This window comes from Streptomyces shenzhenensis (genome assembly GCF_021462265.1).
Lineage (GTDB): Bacteria > Actinomycetota > Actinomycetes > Streptomycetales > Streptomycetaceae > Streptomyces > Streptomyces shenzhenensis.
Genome location: NZ_JAJONF010000022.1, coordinates 1 through 15,379, shown reverse-complemented (window position 1 = coordinate 15,379; position 15,379 = coordinate 1). Strand labels below are relative to the sequence as shown.

The 15,379-nt window shown below is 71.0% G+C and carries 12 protein-coding genes and 1 pseudogene; 5 read left to right on the top strand and 8 right to left on the bottom strand.

Going from position 1 to position 15,379, the window contains the following annotated elements; genetic code table 11:
• Positions 1-2: 2 nt before the first annotated feature.
• Positions 3-278 (bottom strand): hypothetical protein, encoded by a 276-nt coding sequence (locus LQ326_RS26150; RefSeq protein ID WP_234540258.1) that lies wholly within the window; start codon positions 276-278, stop codon positions 3-5.
• Positions 279-466: 188 nt separating this feature from the next.
• Between LQ326_RS26150 and LQ326_RS26145 the strand changes: the two genes are divergently transcribed.
• Positions 467-1,171, top strand: coding sequence for a thiamine pyrophosphate-binding protein (locus LQ326_RS26145; RefSeq protein ID WP_234540256.1), 705 nt, complete (start codon positions 467-469; stop codon positions 1,169-1,171).
• 96 nt (positions 1,172-1,267) lie between these two features.
• On the opposite strand, the gene LQ326_RS26140 is transcribed toward LQ326_RS26145, so the two are convergent.
• Entirely contained in the window at positions 1,268-2,182 is a 915-nt protein-coding gene (locus LQ326_RS26140; RefSeq protein ID WP_234540254.1) for an alpha/beta hydrolase, read from the bottom strand.
• A 106-nt stretch (positions 2,183-2,288) separates the two neighbouring features.
• Here LQ326_RS26140 and LQ326_RS26135 point away from each other — a divergent pair, with 106 nt between their 5' ends.
• Positions 2,289-2,723, top strand: a complete 435-nt coding sequence (locus LQ326_RS26135) for a MarR family winged helix-turn-helix transcriptional regulator (RefSeq protein ID WP_227961134.1) — start codon at positions 2,289-2,291, stop codon at positions 2,721-2,723.
• A gap of 75 nt (positions 2,724-2,798) precedes the next feature.
• Here the strand turns inward: LQ326_RS26135 and LQ326_RS26130 are convergent.
• Positions 2,799-3,905, bottom strand: a pseudogene (locus tag LQ326_RS26130) (IS630 family transposase); the annotation flags it as partial.
• A gap of 102 nt (positions 3,906-4,007) precedes the next feature.
• On the opposite strand from LQ326_RS26130, the gene LQ326_RS26125 reads away from it, so the two are divergent.
• Together LQ326_RS26125 and LQ326_RS26120 are read left to right on the top strand one after the other, a co-directional pair.
• The gene (locus LQ326_RS26125) at positions 4,008-5,012 is read left to right on the top strand and encodes a transketolase family protein (protein WP_234540251.1); all 1,005 of its coding nucleotides are present in this window, start codon (positions 4,008-4,010) and stop codon (positions 5,010-5,012) included.
• A 43-nt stretch (positions 5,013-5,055) separates the two neighbouring features.
• Positions 5,056-5,823, top strand: a complete 768-nt coding sequence (locus tag LQ326_RS26120; protein ID WP_234540249.1) for an SDR family NAD(P)-dependent oxidoreductase — start codon at positions 5,056-5,058, stop codon at positions 5,821-5,823.
• A 436-nt stretch (positions 5,824-6,259) separates the two neighbouring features.
• On the opposite strand, the gene LQ326_RS26115 is transcribed toward LQ326_RS26120, so the two are convergent.
• Together LQ326_RS26115 and LQ326_RS26110 are read right to left on the bottom strand one after the other, a co-directional pair.
• Positions 6,260-6,409, bottom strand: a complete 150-nt coding sequence (locus LQ326_RS26115; protein ID WP_234540247.1) for a hypothetical protein — start codon at positions 6,407-6,409, stop codon at positions 6,260-6,262.
• A gap of 96 nt (positions 6,410-6,505) precedes the next feature.
• Positions 6,506-9,673 (bottom strand): AfsR/SARP family transcriptional regulator, encoded by a 3,168-nt coding sequence (locus tag LQ326_RS26110; RefSeq protein ID WP_234540245.1) that lies wholly within the window; start codon positions 9,671-9,673, stop codon positions 6,506-6,508.
• Between the two features lie 224 nt (positions 9,674-9,897).
• Here LQ326_RS26110 and LQ326_RS26105 point away from each other — a divergent pair, with 224 nt between their 5' ends.
• The gene (locus tag LQ326_RS26105; protein ID WP_234540243.1) at positions 9,898-12,018 is read left to right on the top strand and encodes a tetratricopeptide repeat protein; all 2,121 of its coding nucleotides are present in this window, start codon (positions 9,898-9,900) and stop codon (positions 12,016-12,018) included.
• 12 nt (positions 12,019-12,030) lie between these two features.
• On the opposite strand, the gene LQ326_RS26100 is transcribed toward LQ326_RS26105, so the two are convergent.
• From LQ326_RS26100 to LQ326_RS26090, 3 genes are all read right to left on the bottom strand, one after another.
• On the bottom strand, positions 12,031-12,549 hold the full coding sequence (locus tag LQ326_RS26100) for a hypothetical protein (RefSeq protein ID WP_234540242.1): 519 nt from the start codon (positions 12,547-12,549) through the stop codon (positions 12,031-12,033).
• The gene (locus tag LQ326_RS26095; protein WP_234540239.1) at positions 12,546-13,769 is read right to left on the bottom strand and encodes a hypothetical protein; all 1,224 of its coding nucleotides are present in this window, start codon (positions 13,767-13,769) and stop codon (positions 12,546-12,548) included. The genes LQ326_RS26100 and LQ326_RS26095 overlap by 4 nt, the downstream gene beginning before the upstream one ends.
• A 299-nt stretch (positions 13,770-14,068) precedes the next feature.
• Positions 14,069-15,091 (bottom strand): acetylserotonin O-methyltransferase, encoded by a 1,023-nt coding sequence (locus LQ326_RS26090; protein ID WP_234540238.1) that lies wholly within the window; start codon positions 15,089-15,091, stop codon positions 14,069-14,071.
• Positions 15,092-15,379 lie beyond the last annotated feature (288 nt).

Below are 15,379 nucleotides of genomic sequence, written 5' to 3'. Positions count from 1 at the left end.
GTTCAGGGATTGATGTTGTTCGGAGCCAGGTCCAGGTCAATCGCCTCGCATACACCCCGCGCGGGTAGCGGACCGCCAGCCTCGGCGAACACTGCCAGGATCTCCTGGTAGGCCGCCTTGACCGGCAGCTCCGATCCGGCCGCCAGCGGCGTGGGCGGCCCCGGCTCAGGCAGTTCCAGCAGTGTCCTGCGCGTGATCCGCACCTCCTCGAGCGGCACCAGGCCGATCTGGCGGCGCGGGCCGCGGTCGGCGTGACCGTTCCCGCCGCCCAACTCCACTGACTCCACTCAAGACAGGAACGACGTGACCCCCACCACCGCCCCCTCGGCCGCAGACCCGCGGACCGGCCCACCTGCCGCACCGGCGGAGCGACTGCGGTCCCTGCGGGAGTCCGCCTACCGCATCAGGCTGAACGCCCTGAACATGGGCGAGGTCCAGGGCCAGGGCTACATCGGTCAGGCACTCGGTGTGGCCGACATTCTCGCCGTCGTCTACCAGGACGTCCTCAACCACCGCCCCCGAGGACCCGGAGTGGCCCGGGCGAGACCGTCTGCTGCTGTCGATCGGCCACTACGCCATCGCCCTGTACGCGGCGCTCGCGGAGGCCGGCGTCCTCGACGAGTCCGAACTCGCCACCTATGGAAGTGACGACTCGCGCCTGCCCATGTCGGGCATGGCCTCCTACACCCCGGGCATGGAGATATCCGGCGGGTCCCTCGGGCACGGCCTGGGCATCGCGACCGGACTGGCGCTCGGACTGCGCCACCAGGGCAGTGACGCGCGGGTGTACAACCTGCTGTCGGACGGAGAACTGGACGAGGGCTCCACCTGGGAAACGGCTCTCGCCTGCTCCCACCACGCACTCGACAACATCACCGCGATCGTCGACGTCAACGCCCTTCAGGCCGACGGACCGACGCAGGGTGTTCTGCGCACCGAGCCCGTCACCGCCAAGTGGGAGGCGTTCGGCTGGCACGCCGTCCGGGTCGACGGCAACGACGTCGACGCCCTCGTCACGGCCTTCGACAGCGTGCGCGCCTACCGAGGCGCGCCCAGCGTACTCATCTGCGACACGCGGATCGGCCGGGGGTGCCGATGCTCGAGACCCGCGAGAAGGCGCACTTCATGCGGGTCGAGGAGCACGAATGGCAGATCGCGCGTGACCAGTTGACCGGGCGGTTCCACGCCGAGGAGGCCGAGCTGCAGGCCGTCCGGAACGCAGCCCCGGCTAGTGCTGTGACCGCATAGGTTCGCCGGTTCGTATGCCTTACAGGTTGTTCGCATAGAAGCTGACGAGTCGTTCGACGGCAGCGTCGACGTATTCGGGTTCGTCGTACATCTCGTAGTGGCCGGCGCCGTCGATCACCATGAGGTCGACGGGGTCGGGGGCCAGCTTCCACAACTGCATGCCGGTGTCGTAGGAGCCGGTGTTGCCGATGCGTCCGGCGAGGATGACCTGCAGGGGTTGGGTCATGAGCTGATCGGCCAGGTGGAACGCGTCGTAGCCCAGCAGGTGGGAGTCGCTGCGCAGGAGGCGCCGGTTCGTGGAGTGTTCGTTACCGCCGCGCTCGGTGCGGTAGTAGGTGACGGCCTGAGTGGTGTCGATGTCGGTCAGGCCCGCTGCCGCGGCGTCCTCGAGGGTGTCGGGCAGCCAGTTCACGCGGGTCGTCCCGCCGGAGCGGGCCTCTTCGGTCCGTGCGTCCGCGAGGGCGTCGAGTGCTGCGGCCGGACCGTCGGGGGAGAAGCTGCGGAACGCGTTGCCGATGTTGACGGGGACGACCGTACCCACCGCTTTGATGCGGTGGTCCGTGCGGGCGGTGTGCACGGCGTAGCCTCCACCGGCGCAGATGCCGAGGACGCCGATGCGCTGCGGGCCGATGCCGGGGGTCGTGGTGAGCACGTCGATGGCGTAGGAGATGTCCTCGCCGCGGCGGTAGGGGTCTTCGAGGTCGCGGGGCTCGCCCTCGCTCTGGCCCTGATGGGCGGGGTCGAGGACGAGCGCCGCGATGCCGCGGGCGGCGAGACGGGAGGCGTAGTTGGCGCCGATCTGCTCCTTCACGCTGCTGCCTGGGGTGGAGAGCACCACGGCGCGCAGCGGTGCTCTGCTGTCGGCGTTGTCGGGCAGGTGGAGGTCCGCGGCGAGGTTGATGGGACCGCGCGGGATCGTGAGGTGCTGAAGCATGCCTGGCTTCCTTCGCGAGAGTGTTGTTCCATAGGAGTCCAGTACACAATAATATCTTGTACGATCTGAAACTAATACGAAACCGTATCATCTGGATGGAGGGTCGATGTCAGTCGACGGGGCGCAGCTGTGGACGCTGAACCAGCGGCTGCTGGGTGTTGTGATGGATGCCTGCACGGGGGAGCTGGCCGAGCTCGGGTTGGAGACGAAGGAGTTCTTCGTCCTGGCCGAGGTGGAGGCATCGCCGTACCCGGCTGAGATCGCGACTGCGCTGCTGCTGCCCAAGGCGAGCGTGACGGTCTACGTTCGCAACCTCGTCGCCAAGGGCTTTGTCCGCCGCGAGATCGACGAGGCGGACTTGCGGCGTCATCGGCTCGTACTGACCGCTGAGGGCACGCAAGCACGCGATCGAGCACTTGCAGCTCTCGCGGCGGAGTACGACCGCAGGTTGGCGAGGGTCACCCCCCAGGACCGCGTTGAGCTGCAACGCATCCTCAAAGCGATGCTCGCCTCGCCCGCGTCAGGCCGTACGCGCGAGTGATTCGTCTGCCCGGTGCTCTGCTGCACGTTCGGGCCGCGACCGCATGGATTCGTCAGATCGTTCAGGTTGCGACGGCAAGGGACGTCCGCCCCAGCGGATGCCCTTCTCGCTTCGGACGCGGGCACGTTCGCGACGCTGCGCCGCGAGGATGTCCGGGTGGCGGGTGTTGGTGTTTCGCCAGCGCAGGTAGGCGTGCAGGGCCCGGGTTTGCACGCTGTGGTTGCGGTGGTTGGAGTTGGCGATCGTGAACTGCCGCAGTGGCCCGAAATGGACTTCGATCGGGTTGGCCCACGAGGCGTAGGTCGGGGTGAAGCACAGCTCGACACGGTTCTTCTTCGCCCAGCGGCGGATCTTGTCGCCTTTGTGGGCGGACAGGTTGTCCAGGATGACGTAGATCGGGGCGCCGTCCGGGCGCGCGGCCCGGATCGACCTCAGTGCGGCCAGGGTGTTCACCGCACCCTTCTTGCGGCGGTTGACGCCCCACAGCCGGTCGTCGCCGACGGAATAGCAGCCGTGGAAGTACCGCACCCCGTGGGTGCGGTGGTAGGTCGCGGGATGGCGCTCGGGGTGACCGGCGGGAGCCCAGCCGGCCCCGGCGGTGGGGCGGATGCCGAGCGGCCCGAACTCGTCGAACGCGAACACGCGGTCCGCGAAGCGTTCCAGCACCTCCTCGATGCGGTCCAGCTTGGCGTCACGCTCGGGGTGGGGCGACTCCTTCCAGGTTTTGGTGCGCTGGAAGGTGATGCCGCGGCGGGCGAGCAGGCACCGTAATGCCTCGCGGCCGATCCGGATCACACGGCCGTGCACCTTCCGCAGGTAGGCGGCGAGTTTACGGATCGACCAGCGGGTAAAGGGCTGGCCGAGCTTGGTCGGGCGGGTGGTGGCCGTCTGGACGACGAAGTCCTCGTCGTCAGGACTGAGCAGGCGGGGACGGCCTCCCGCCCAGCGAGGGTCCAGGCAGGCCAGGCCGATCTCGTTGAACCGGTGGATCACGTCGCGGACGGTGTCCTCGTCAGCCTGAACCAGCTTCGCGATCACCGGGACCCGGTTTCCGCCGGCCGAGGCCAACAGCATCATCGCGCGCCGGTACCGCACCGAGCTGGTGCTGCCCCGGCGCACGATCTGCTGCAGCTTCTGCCCCTCCTGGTCGGTCAATCTGCGCACACGGACAGGCTCAGCCACCACACCCCCAACGGTTGGGTCGGACGTCTCCGGACATCCAACCGCTGGAACCGCCGACCCGGCGAACCTTCCCGGTCAGAGCACTAGCAAGGAGCACACCGCATGAACTCCGCAGCCGCCACCGCGCCGGCCACGCGCAGGCTCACCACCTCCGCCATGATCGCCTCCATCGTGGAGGAGGGGCAGCGCACCACGAAAGCACCCTTCGGACACGCACTCGCCCGGCTCGCCGAGGGACGCCCCGACATCGTCGGCCTCTCCGCCGACCTCGCCAAGTACACGGACATGCACGTCTTCCGCGAGGCGCATCCCGGCCGCTTCTTCCAGATGGGGATGGCGGAGCAGACGATGCTCGGCGCGGCCGCGGGGCTCGCCGAGTCCGGTCTGACCCCGTTCGCCTCCACCTACTCCGTCTTCGCCACCCGCCGTGCCTACGACTTCCTGTGCCTCGACATCGCCGAACCGGGACTCAACGTCAACGTCGTCGGCGCCCTCCCCGGCCTCACGACCGGCTACGGGCCCAGCCACCAGGCCACGGAGGACGTGGCCATCCTGCGCGCCATGCCCGGACTGACGATCGTGGACCCGGCGGACTCCGTCGACATCGAGCAGGCCGTCCCCGCACTGGCGTCACACCCCGGCCCCACCTACATGCGGCTGCTGCGCGGGGCGGTCCCCACGGTGCTGGACGAGTACGACTACACCTTCCAGCTGGGACGCGCCGCCGAACTGCGCGGCGGCCGCGACGTGTTGTTCGTCTCCACCGGTCTGATGACGGTCCGCGTCCTGACGGCGGCCCGGGAACTGGAGCGTGACCGTGTGGACGTCGCGGTCCTCCATGTGCCGACCATCAAGCCCTTCGACCACGAGACCGTCGTCCGGGAGGCGGCCAAGGGCCGACTCGTCGTGACCCTCGAGAACCACAGCGTCGTCGGCGGTCTGGCGGAGTCGGTCGCCGCCTGCCTGGCCTTCGCCCGGACCACGGCACGGATCGTTCCCATCGCTCTGCCGGACGAGTTCCTCGCCGCGGGCGCGCTGCCCACGCTGCATGACCGGTACGGCCTCTCCGTCGCGGCGATCAAGAACCGCGTGCGGCGAGAACTGTGACGCCGACGGCCGTGAACCCGCCCCACCTCAGCGAGGAGCCCGCATGACCACCCCGCACACTCCCCGAACCGCCGTCATCACCGGAGCCGGTTCCCCTCGTGGCATCGGCCGTGCCACCGCACACGCGCTCGCCGCCGACGGGTACCACATCGCCGTCGTCGACCTGGACATGGAGGCCGCCGAAGACACCGCTCGCCACGTCGCGGCGAGTCACGGGGTCGAGACGCTGGCCCTCGCGGCGGACGTCACCGACGCCGCCGCCGTGGACGCGGCGATCGCACAGGCCGAAGCCGTCCTGCCGCCGATCGGCGCCCTCGTCAACAACGCGGGTATCACCTCGCCCGTCCCGTTCCTCGATGTCACGCCGGGTGACTGGGACAGGATCTTCGACGTCAATGTCCGCGGCAGCTTCCTTGTGAGGCACCGCGTCGCCACCGGTATGGCCGAGCGCGGATTCGGCCGCATCGTCTTCCTCTCCTCCGTCTCCGCGGAGCGCGGGGGAGGGGTCTTCGGCGGGGTGGCGTACTCGGCGGCAAAGGCCGCGCTCCTCGGCTTCGCCCGCGCACTGGCCCGCGAGCTCGGTCCGTCCGGGGTGACGGCGAACTGCGTGGCGCCCGGGCTCATCGACACCGACATCACCCAGGGCAAGCTCGACCAGGACCGCAAGGACGCCATGACAGCGGACATCCCCATGCGCCGCATCGGCGACGTCTCCGACGTCGCGGACGTCATCGCGTTCCTGGCACGCCCGGGCTCCGGGTACATCACCGGCGCCACCTACGACGTCAACGGCGGGTCCCACATCCACTGACCGCAGAGGGCGGCGGCACAGCGGCACAGGCACAGAACGGGGCAGGGCCGGCCGGGCAGGGAGGGAAACATGGCCCATGGTGCGCAGGGCTCCGTCCTGACGGGGCCGCCGGCGAATTCCCGGGGGCCGGGTCTGCCGATCGCAAGTGACCCGTCACGCACGGCAGTTGGCCCTGACGTGCGGCGGGCTGCCCGGCACACAGCCTTCCGCGCTCCAGGACCCCGTCGGCCCGCCCCGCCGCACTGCTTGTCCGTTGTGCGGCTTCATGGCCCCGCAGGCCTTCCCCGTCCGGCTGAGCGGTCGGCCCGGCGCAGGGGCCGGTCGTCCTCGACGACGCGGCGGACCAGGCGCAGCCGTCCGGCACGCGAGCAGAACCGTTCTGGATCCGAGGGGTGGGTGGCGGCTTGTGCCGCCACCCGGGTGCGCCGACTGACCCTCAGGGGGTCTCCATCATGATGCAGCGGTTCGCGGTGACCGTTGAGGTCGAAGCGAGCTCGGTCGCCGAAGCGACTGGTGTGTTCACGCCAACTATGCCGAGGGTGACGAGACTGGCTCCGGCGATGGCCAGCCGGCGGATCTTGCTCACCTGGACGTGCCCCTCCTTGAGTGATCGGCAGTACGGAGGGGAGCGTAGTGATCTTCAGCTTATATGGCTAATTGAACGAGTGTAATGGTTGCGGATTTAATTACTGCCAGGTAGATCGAACGTTCGTTGCATTGGCGTCCGGGGCTCGGCGGCCGTCCCCGACGCCAGCCGCACCTCCGTCAAGACGCTTTCCGCCTTCGTTTTCTCGTCGGCGTCATGGGTGTGCTCGGCCAGCGAAACCGCGGCCTCCAGGTGTTCCCTCGCCGTGTCGAACCGGCCGGCGTCGAAATAGGTCTGCCCGATGCGGTGCAGTGCCTGTATCTCCTGGTGGGCCGCGCCGATCATGCGGGCGATGTCAAGGGCGTCCAGAAGCTGCCGTACGGCCTTCTCGGTGGCACCTGCTTTCCGGTGTGCCTCTCCCAGACCGATCAATGTGTCGGCTTGGCTCTTTCGGTCACCGAGTTCGCGGAACTCCGTCAGGGTTTCCTGGTAAAGGGGGAGAGCCGCGGTGATGTCGCCCGATTCCGTGAGGGCGTCGGCCAGGCTGCCGCGCACGGTGGCACGGTCGTAGCGGTTGCCGGAGCGCTCCAGAAAAGCCAGCGATTCCTCGAACGCGCGACGGGCGGAATCCAGATCTCCGCGACGCATGTATAAGTCACCGATGTTGTTGAGTGTCTTTCCGACTGCCGCGTGGTCACCGGCCTCCGTGAACCCGCTGAGTGATTTCTCGAAGTGTTCGAGCGCGCGGTCGTGTTCACCGAGAAACAGCAGGGTGACCGCCATGTTGTTGTGCAGGCGCGCACGGTCCAGGGAATCTCCGGACCGCGTGGTGATGGCGAACGACTTCTGGAAGAGGACGAGCGCGGCCCGGTGGTCGCCCAGGTGCCAGTTCAGGGTGCCGAGCGTGCGCAGTACCTCGGCCTCCGCCTCCGTGTCTCCGGTCGCACGGGCGATCCGCAGGGCCCGGTCGCCGGTCTCGGCCGCTTCCCGGTAGCGGGCGGTGTGGGCATGGACGGCGCTGAGGTGGAGCAGAGTGCGGCACAGCGCGGCCTGTTCGCCGGTCCGGGTCCAGTGGTCGGCGGCGTGCTGGAGCACGGTCCTGGCGTCGTGCCAGTGGCACTCCTCGTCGAGGAAACCGGCCATGGCGTAGGCGAGCCGGGCGGCGGCGCCGTGGTGTCCCCGGCTGCGGGCCTGGACCTCCGTGGCCAGCAGGTTCGCGCGCTCGGTGGCAAGCCAGGACCGAGCGGCCGGGGCGTCCGGCCAGTGGGGGAGGCGGGTGCGGCCGTGGTCCGGCGGCGGAGCGGGCCTGGTGCGGCGAGGGTACGCGAGACGGTCGGCGTGCTCGGCGGCGGCGACGCGGAAGTCCACGAGGCGGCGGAGGACGGCGGCGCGGTCCGGCTCGGTGTCGTCGGTGAGGGACCTCTGGTGGCCGTACTCGCGCAGGAGGTCGTGGAACTGGTACCTGTCCGGGGTCGGCTCGCGGAGCAGGTGGCAGGCCAGCAGCGACTCCAGCACGCGTTCCGCGGCGGCGGGGGGAAGGCCGAGCGAGGCGGCGGCGGAGTCCGCCGTGACGTCCGGGCCGGGAATCATGCTGAGCCGGCGGAACGCCGTGCGCTGTTCTTCCGTGAGGGTCTGGTACGTGAGGTCGAAGGCGCGGACCATCTCCCGCTCGGCGTCCCTGAGCTCGTCCAGCCGGCCCTCGCTGCGCATCAGGCGGTCGGCGAGTGTGGTGAGGGTCCAAGCGGGATGCGCGCGGAAGCGGCTCGCCACCAGCTCGATCGCCAGCGGAAGGTGACCGCATGTCCGGACGATTCGGGTCATCTCCTGGATGTCCAGGGTGCGTTCCCCGCCGGCGAACGCGCGGAACAGGGCGATGGCGTCGTCGGTCGGCAGTACGTCGAGCGGGATGTGCCGGGCGTGCGGCAGGCCGGTCAGGTGGCGTCGGCTCGTGATGATCGTCAGTGAGGGCGAACCGCTCGGCAGCAGCGGGCGGATCTGGTCGGCGCTCACCGCGTCGTCGAGGACGATCACGGCCCGGCGCTCGGCCAGCATGGTCTGCCACAGCGCGGCGCGGGCCTCCAGCTCCACGGGAATGGTCTCCGCGGGCGTGCCGAGCAGCCGCAGCAGCGTGGCCAGGGCCGCCCCGGCACCGAGCGGTTCGCCGGCGGGGGAGTGGCCGCGAAGGTCCACGTACAGCTGGGCGGCGGGGTACCGCTCGGCGAGCCGGCGCGCGCCGTGCACGGCCACGGCGGTCTTGCCGATTCCGGCCATCCCGCTGACCGTGCTGACGCACTCCAGGCTGATCACCGTGCCGTCCTCGGCCGCGGCGTCGACCGCTGTGCTCAGCGCCTGCAGTTCCGCGCGACGCCCGACCAGGGGCGGCTGATGCGGCAGGTTCCTCGGCCGGTGCGGACGCGGAGGCGGCGGGGCCGCGGCCGGGCGGGACGCGTCCGGCCGGCCCCGGACCAGATCGGCGGCCGGTACGCGATCGAGGATCCCGCGATGCAGGCGGTTCAGCTCGGCGCCGGGGCGGGAGCCGTACTGCGTCATCAGCAGCTGACGGGTCTCCTGGTGCACTCGTAACGCCTCGGTGTACCGGTCGCTGCCGTAGTACGCCAGTATCAGCTGACCCGCCAGCGTCTCGTCGCCCGGGTGCCGGTCGACGAGGGCGGACAGTTCGGCGCTCACTTCCGTGAACCGGCCCAGCCGAAGACAGGCGCCGACCCTGGAGACGGTGGCGCTGAGCCGCCGTTCCGCCAGGGTCCGGCGCACGGTTTCGGCCCACAGGCCGGGCAGCCCTGCCAGCGCCTCGCCCCGCCACAGGCGTTCGGCGCGGTCGAGGAGGGCGGCCGCCCGCTCGTCGTCACCGCCCGCCGCGGCGGCACCGGCCTGTGCCACGAGATCCTGGAAGCGGCGCCAGTCGACGGATTCGCGGGCGGCCTCCAAGGTGTACGTGTGCGCTCGGCTGATGATGCGGGGTGCGCTCGGGGACGCCGGGCCGGCCAGCCGTAATCGCCGGCGGAGCCGCGAGACATAGCTGTGCGTGTTCTCGCGGGCGCGCGGCGGCGGCTCGCCGTCCCAGAGCCGGTCCATGAGCACGTCCAGCGCGACCGGCCGGCCCGCGTCCAACGCGAGCGCGGCCATGAGGGCCCGCTCCTTGTCGGAGCCGAGCTCCACCCGCCGACCGTCCACCCGGAGACCCACCGGGCCCAGTACCTGGAACTCCACCAGCGCCTCCCGCTGGTCCGGCCGTTCGACGAACATGGCAGTGGGGAATGGACATGCCATGGACCGACGAGCATGACAGGGAGCGGAGAGTGTTTCCAGGTGCGGTTCCGTGCGGAACGGGACCGGGACGCCGGTGGACTGGCTGAATCGCCCCTCCGTGGCGTAGCCGAACGTTCGTGATCCGCATCGAGCGCGGCGCGGCGTGGGTAGGACGGCCTCGATCGATGTGGCGGGCAACCGGTCGAAGGGGGACGGGCGGTATGAGTGCGGCGCGCAGCGACGGCCGCGGGAGTCAGAGCAGCAATGCCATCGGCGGCTCGGCGCAGTTCTACGGACCCACGGTCCAGGCCCGCGACGTCCACGGAGGTATCCACGTCCGGACCGCCCCGCCGCGACCGCCGACACCCCGTCAACTTCTGCCGGTACCAGCGCACTTCACCGACCGGCATGCCGAACTGGCCGCCCTGGACGGGCTGCTCGCACGACACCCGGGCGCCGGGACCCGGCAGCCGCTGATCGTGGTGAACGGCCCGGCCGGGATCGGCAAGACCACCCTGGTCTCCCGATGGCTGCACGGACACGAATCCGCTTTCCCGGGCGGGCAGTTGTACGCCGACCTGCGCGGACACGCGGCGGACGGACCGGCCGGTCCGGGTGAGATCCTCGGCCGGTTCCTGCGGGCGCTCGGCTCATGGGCGGTGCCCGTCGACCTGGCGGAGCAGGCGTCCCTGTGGCGGTCGGTCACCGCGGACCTGAGCATCGCGGTCATGCTGGACAACGCCTTCACCGCGGCACAGATCCGGCCGTTGTTACCGGGCGGGCCCCGCAGCCTCGTCGTCGTGACCAGCCGACGCCGGCTGACGGGACTGCGCCTGGACGGAGCGGAGTTCCACCAGGTGCAGGCGCTCGGTCCCGCCGCCGGGGTGGAGCTGTTCATCCGGGGTGCCGGTGAGGACCGGGTCTCGGACGACCTGGCCGCGGTCCGCCAGGTCGTGAACCTCTGCGCGGGCCTGCCCCTCGCGGTGTGCCTCGCCTCCGCCCGGTTCGCCGCCCGGCCGAGACAGCCCGTCGCCGCACTGGCGGACGCACTCGCACCGGACGCCGGCCGGCTGGCCGTACTGGAAGTCGAAGGGGAGGCGACCGTGCGCAAGGCCCTGGACGCGTCGTACGCGGTACTGGACCCGGAGGCCGCCCGGACGTACCGGGCCCTCGGCCTGCTGCCACTGCCCGACTTCGACTCCCGGACGGCCGCCGCGGCCTGTGCGACGTCCCTCGAGTGGGCGGAGCGGCGACTGGACGAACTCGTCGAGGCCAATGTGCTGGAGGACATCGGCCCGGACGCGTTCCGTTTCCACGATCTCGTCCGGATCCACGCCCGGGACCGCGCGACCGCGACGGACAGCGAAGCGGACCGCGCCCGCACTCTGCGACGGGTCGCCGACTGGTACCTGCAGGTCGCGACCGCGGCCCAGAGCCGCATCACGCCCCTTCAGCTCACCCTGCCCCGGACCTACGCGGAGCCCTCCTCGTTGCCCGCCCCCTTCACGGACGACCGGAGCGCCCTCGGCTGGCTGCACGACCGGCGCACGCACCTCATGGCGGTCGTGCGCCTGTCCGTCGACCGCGGCTGGCACGCCACGGCCTGGCAACTCGTCGACGCCATGTGGCCGTTGTTCCTCCGGCTGCGCCACTACGACCTGTGGATCGAGGCGCACCGCATCGGCCTGGAAGCCGCCCGCGCGCACGGGCACCGCGAGGCCGAACGGCAGATGCTCAACTCCGGGGCCATCGGGCTGAGCGCCGCCGGCCGGACCGGCGAAGCCGCCGAGTGGTACTCGGCATCCCTGTCCGCGGCACGCGAGGCCGGGGACGCGCGCGACGAGGGGCAGGCGCTGCTCGGCCTCGGCGGCTGCCACTACGAGGCGGGGCGTCTCGCCGAGGCCGTGGCGCACCTGAATCGCGCGGTGACGACCTGGGAGGGGTGCGGCTACCCGCGAGGGGTGGCCCTCGCCCGGATCGTGCTGGGCGAGGTCGCACTCGCCGAGCACGACCCCGAGCGGGCCGTCAGCTGCTTCGCCCGGGCCAGGGAAGGGCTCCTCGCGGTGGCCGACCCGCACGACGCGGCCCGGGCCCTCGCCTTCCTCGGCCGGGCCCGGGCCCGGACCGGCGACCAGGCCACGGGCGCCGCGCAGATGGAGGAGGCGCTCGCGGTGTTCACCGCCTCCGGCGCGGTCCACTGGCAGGCCCGCACCCTGGAGATGCTCGGCGACACCGCGCGTGAACGGGGCGAGGACGCCTTTGCCGAGGAACTCCACGCCCGGGCCCTCGCCCTGTACGAGACCACCAGTCCGGCGGACGCCCGCCGGCTCCGGCGAACCTAGCCGCAGCCGTGCTCACGTGCCGTGCAACAGGCGGATGTCCTCGATGTCCCGGAGCGCGTGTCCCGCGACCAGCCAGGCGTGCAGACAGGACGCCAGCAGTGGTTCGCCCGCAGGGACCCGGTGGGCCAGCGGCACGACGGTACGGCTCGTCCCGTCGGCGACCGCCCAGCCGCCCTCGGCCAGGGGAGCCGCAGCCAGGCGGCATCCCGGATGGGCGGCCGTGATGTCGTTCAGCCGGCGCACCGTGTCGGCGAACGGGCGCGGGTGCCGGTCGTGCAGTACGTCGGCACAGGCCCGCCACCGGTCCTGGAGGCACGGGCCGGCGTCCGCGGCGAAGTGCTCGTCGGCGGCGACCGCCGTTCCGTCGGCGCCCAAGGGGTCGCCGGGCCCGGTGAGGCCGGCCCGGGCCAGCACGCGGTAGTCCCTCCCGGCTGCCCGTATCCGGAGCAGCAGGGCCGGTCCGACGTCCCGTTGCGCAGTCCGCGGACACGGCAGCGCCGTCCCCAGCCGGACGGAGACGAAGCGCATCATGCCGGAACCCCGCTGCGCCCCCGCGTCCACGTGTGCAGCGGCGGTGGCTCCGGCAGGGGGACCGTCTCGGGTTCATGGGCGGGCTGGCCCAGGCCCAGCAGGCGGTACATGAGCCGCCGCATGTTGCGGTTGAAGCGGCCCGGTTCCGAGGTGATGCGCGCGGCGATCGCCGCGTACTCCTCCCGGTTGTACTCGGCGGCGGTGTACTGGAGCTGGGCGACGAGCGGGTGGGTCGGCGAGAGCGCGGGCGCGGTCACGGCGAGGGCGGCGGCGGGCGAGGCGGGGTTGATCTCCCGCTCCGGTGAACTGGCCAGCAGGATCGGCGCGTCGGTGAGCGTGCCGTACAGCGTCACGGAACCGTGGTCGCCGATGATCCAGTCCGCGGCGATCAGGACGGCACGCCAGTCCGCCTCCGGCGGTACGAGCGCGATGCCCAGCGCGGCACAGCGCGCCAGCCAGGCCCGGATCTGCCAGGAACCGTGCCCCGACCACACGTTGGGGTGGACGAGGAGAACGGACCGGAACCGCCCGGCGGGCAGCTCGGTGACGAGCCGGGGCAGCAGCGCCTCGAGCCGGCCGAAGGACGAGCGCGCACCCCAGGTCGAGACGACGACCACCAGCTGTTCGCCGTCCGCGAGGCCCAGGGCCCGGCGGTACCCGGCGCGCAGCGGCAGGCTGGCCGCCATCCGGTCGTACGCGGGATCGCCGACCACGTGGGTGAGCGGGAGCACCTCCGGGCAGTGCCGCTCCAGGTCGGCCAGTTCGGCCCGGTGGGGCACCGCGACGGCGGCGGGCAGGCGGCCGCCGGGTACGAGGTCCTGCCTGCGCAGTCCGGCCACACCCGGATGCGGTCCCGAGACCAGACGCTTGAGGTAACCGGCCCCGTGGGGCAGCGTGATCAGTGGAGCGGAGATCCTCTCCACGCCTCGTGGCCCGGCCGTGAGGGCCAGGTCGAACGTCATGTGCACCGCCTCGTCCCAGGGCAGCACCGCGCCGCCCAGTCCCTGGAGGAAGCGCGGAACCTCGTCGCCGAAGACGTGCGGCGGTGCCGTGAACACCACCTGCACCCTGAAGTCGGCCTCCAGCAGCGCCAGGACGTCCACCAGCCGCTTTCCGTAGGTGAGGGTGTGCACGACGACCAGCACCGTCTTGCGTTCCACGAGCGTCAGCCATTCCCGTTCCTCGACCGACGTGTCCGTACTCTTCCGCAACGCCGACATGATGTCCCCCGTTGTCCTGCGGGCCGGTTCAGCCCTCGTCTGCCGGGCCTCTGCCCCTGCCGGTGGACGGAAGGCCTGCCAGGACCTTGCCGAAACCTTGCAACGGCCTTCCGGCTCCCGCAGCGGCGGCCTGCCGGAGCCGGATGCGCTGGTGGCACGCGCGTGGGACGCGCCCCCTCACGGGTGGGTCATGGAGGGGGCGGCGCATGTGTCCCGTGTGCGCTGCCGCGGCCGGGGCCTGGCGGCCATTGTGGTCCTCGGCAGCGCGCTGCCCGGCGCGGGGACGGTGGACCACACGCTCACTTGGTGGCGTAGACGGCGGTGTAGCCGCCGACGAGATGACGGGCCTCCACCTTGGCGAAACCGGCGGCCTGGAGCCACCCGGTGGCGTCCGCGACCGTGTACTCGGATCCGCCCTCGGTGTCGATGAGCATGTTGAGCGACAGCAACAGACCGTAGGTGTTGTGGCGGCGCTCGTCGTCGATCATGGCGTCGTAGACGATGAGGGTGCCGCCCTCGGGCAGCGCGTCGTAGGCCTTCTTGAGCAGGAACTGGCGCTGTTCCAGGTTCCAGTCGTGGAGGATCTGCCCCATGACGTAGACGTCGGCCGCGGGCAGCGGGTCGGCGAAGAAGTCCCCGCCGTGGAAGGTGAGGCGGTCGGTCAGGCCGTGGGCGGCGGCGAACTCGTCGAACACCGGCTGCACGGGGGGCAGTTCGAAGACGGCGCCGGTGATGTCCGGGTTGGCGTGCAGTACCGCGGCCGGGACGGCGCCGAGGGCTCCGCCGAGGTCGATGACGTGGCGGCGGCCGGTCCAGTCGAAGTCGGCGGCGAGGGCGCCGGCCAGCGGGGTGCTGACGCCGTTCATGCCGTTGAGGAAGTTGCGCCATGCGGCCGGGTCCTGGCTGAGGGCGACGAAGAACGGGGCGCCGCTGTGCGCGACCTCGTTCTGCAGAGCGCCGGTCTTCAGGGCGTCGGTGAGGTTGTTCCAGAAGCCGAAGAGACGGGTGTTGGCCATTTCCAGGATGCCGCCCACGTACGACGGCTTGGCCCGGTCCAGGAACAGGTCCGCGGCGGGGGTGTTGCCGTAGACGCCGTTCTCGTCGCGGCTCAGAACGCCGAGTGACACCAGGGCGTCGAGGAAGTCCGCGGAGGATCTCGGGTGCAGCCCCACCTCGGAGGCGAGGGACTCACGGTCGCGGCCGCCGTCGGCCAGCACGGTGAAGACTCCCAACTCCACCGCGCTCAGCAGCGTCTTGGAAGCCATGAAGCCGAGGCCGAGCTGAAGAAGCGGCTCAGGGGTGATCGGGTCGTTGACCGACATGTGTGTCTCCAGTCGAGTGTTGGAAGTTGAATGCTAAACATGTTTTGGCCGACGACCGGGCGCGGAACCGTGACGCGGTGTGACGCGAGACCGATCAGGGGGCGGGGAAAGCCCGCTGACCGGCTGGGTTGCCCTTTCGTGCACAAGTCCGCTGGTGGCCCGGCATGAGCGGTGCCGCCGTCCGTTCCGCGTCGTGTGCGGGCATCAGATCGTCTTGATCTGCCCGCCGTCGATGACGATCTCGGCTCCGGTGATGTTGGCGGCGAGGGGGGAGGCGAGGAAGAGGAC

Bases quoted from the DNA above. Each gene is read 5' to 3' on its own strand.
- LQ326_RS26135 (WP_227961134.1), top strand. From the start codon at position 2,289: ATGTCAGTCGACGGGGCGCAGCTGTGGACGCTGAACCAGCGGCTGCTG.
- LQ326_RS26140 (WP_234540254.1), bottom strand. From the start codon at position 2,182: ATGCTTCAGCACCTCACGATCCCGCGCGGTCCCATCAACCTCGCCGCG.
- LQ326_RS26105 (WP_234540243.1), top strand. From the start codon at position 9,898: ATGAGTGCGGCGCGCAGCGACGGCCGCGGGAGTCAGAGCAGCAATGCC.
- LQ326_RS26120 (WP_234540249.1), top strand. From the start codon at position 5,056: ATGACCACCCCGCACACTCCCCGAACCGCCGTCATCACCGGAGCCGGT.
- LQ326_RS26110 (WP_234540245.1), bottom strand. From the start codon at position 9,673: ATGTTCGTCGAACGGCCGGACCAGCGGGAGGCGCTGGTGGAGTTCCAG.
- LQ326_RS26095 (WP_234540239.1), bottom strand. From the start codon at position 13,769: ATGTCGGCGTTGCGGAAGAGTACGGACACGTCGGTCGAGGAACGGGAA.
- LQ326_RS26100 (WP_234540242.1), bottom strand. From the start codon at position 12,549: ATGATGCGCTTCGTCTCCGTCCGGCTGGGGACGGCGCTGCCGTGTCCG.
- LQ326_RS26090 (WP_234540238.1), bottom strand. From the start codon at position 15,091: ATGTCGGTCAACGACCCGATCACCCCTGAGCCGCTTCTTCAGCTCGGC.
- LQ326_RS26125 (WP_234540251.1), top strand. From the start codon at position 4,008: ATGAACTCCGCAGCCGCCACCGCGCCGGCCACGCGCAGGCTCACCACC.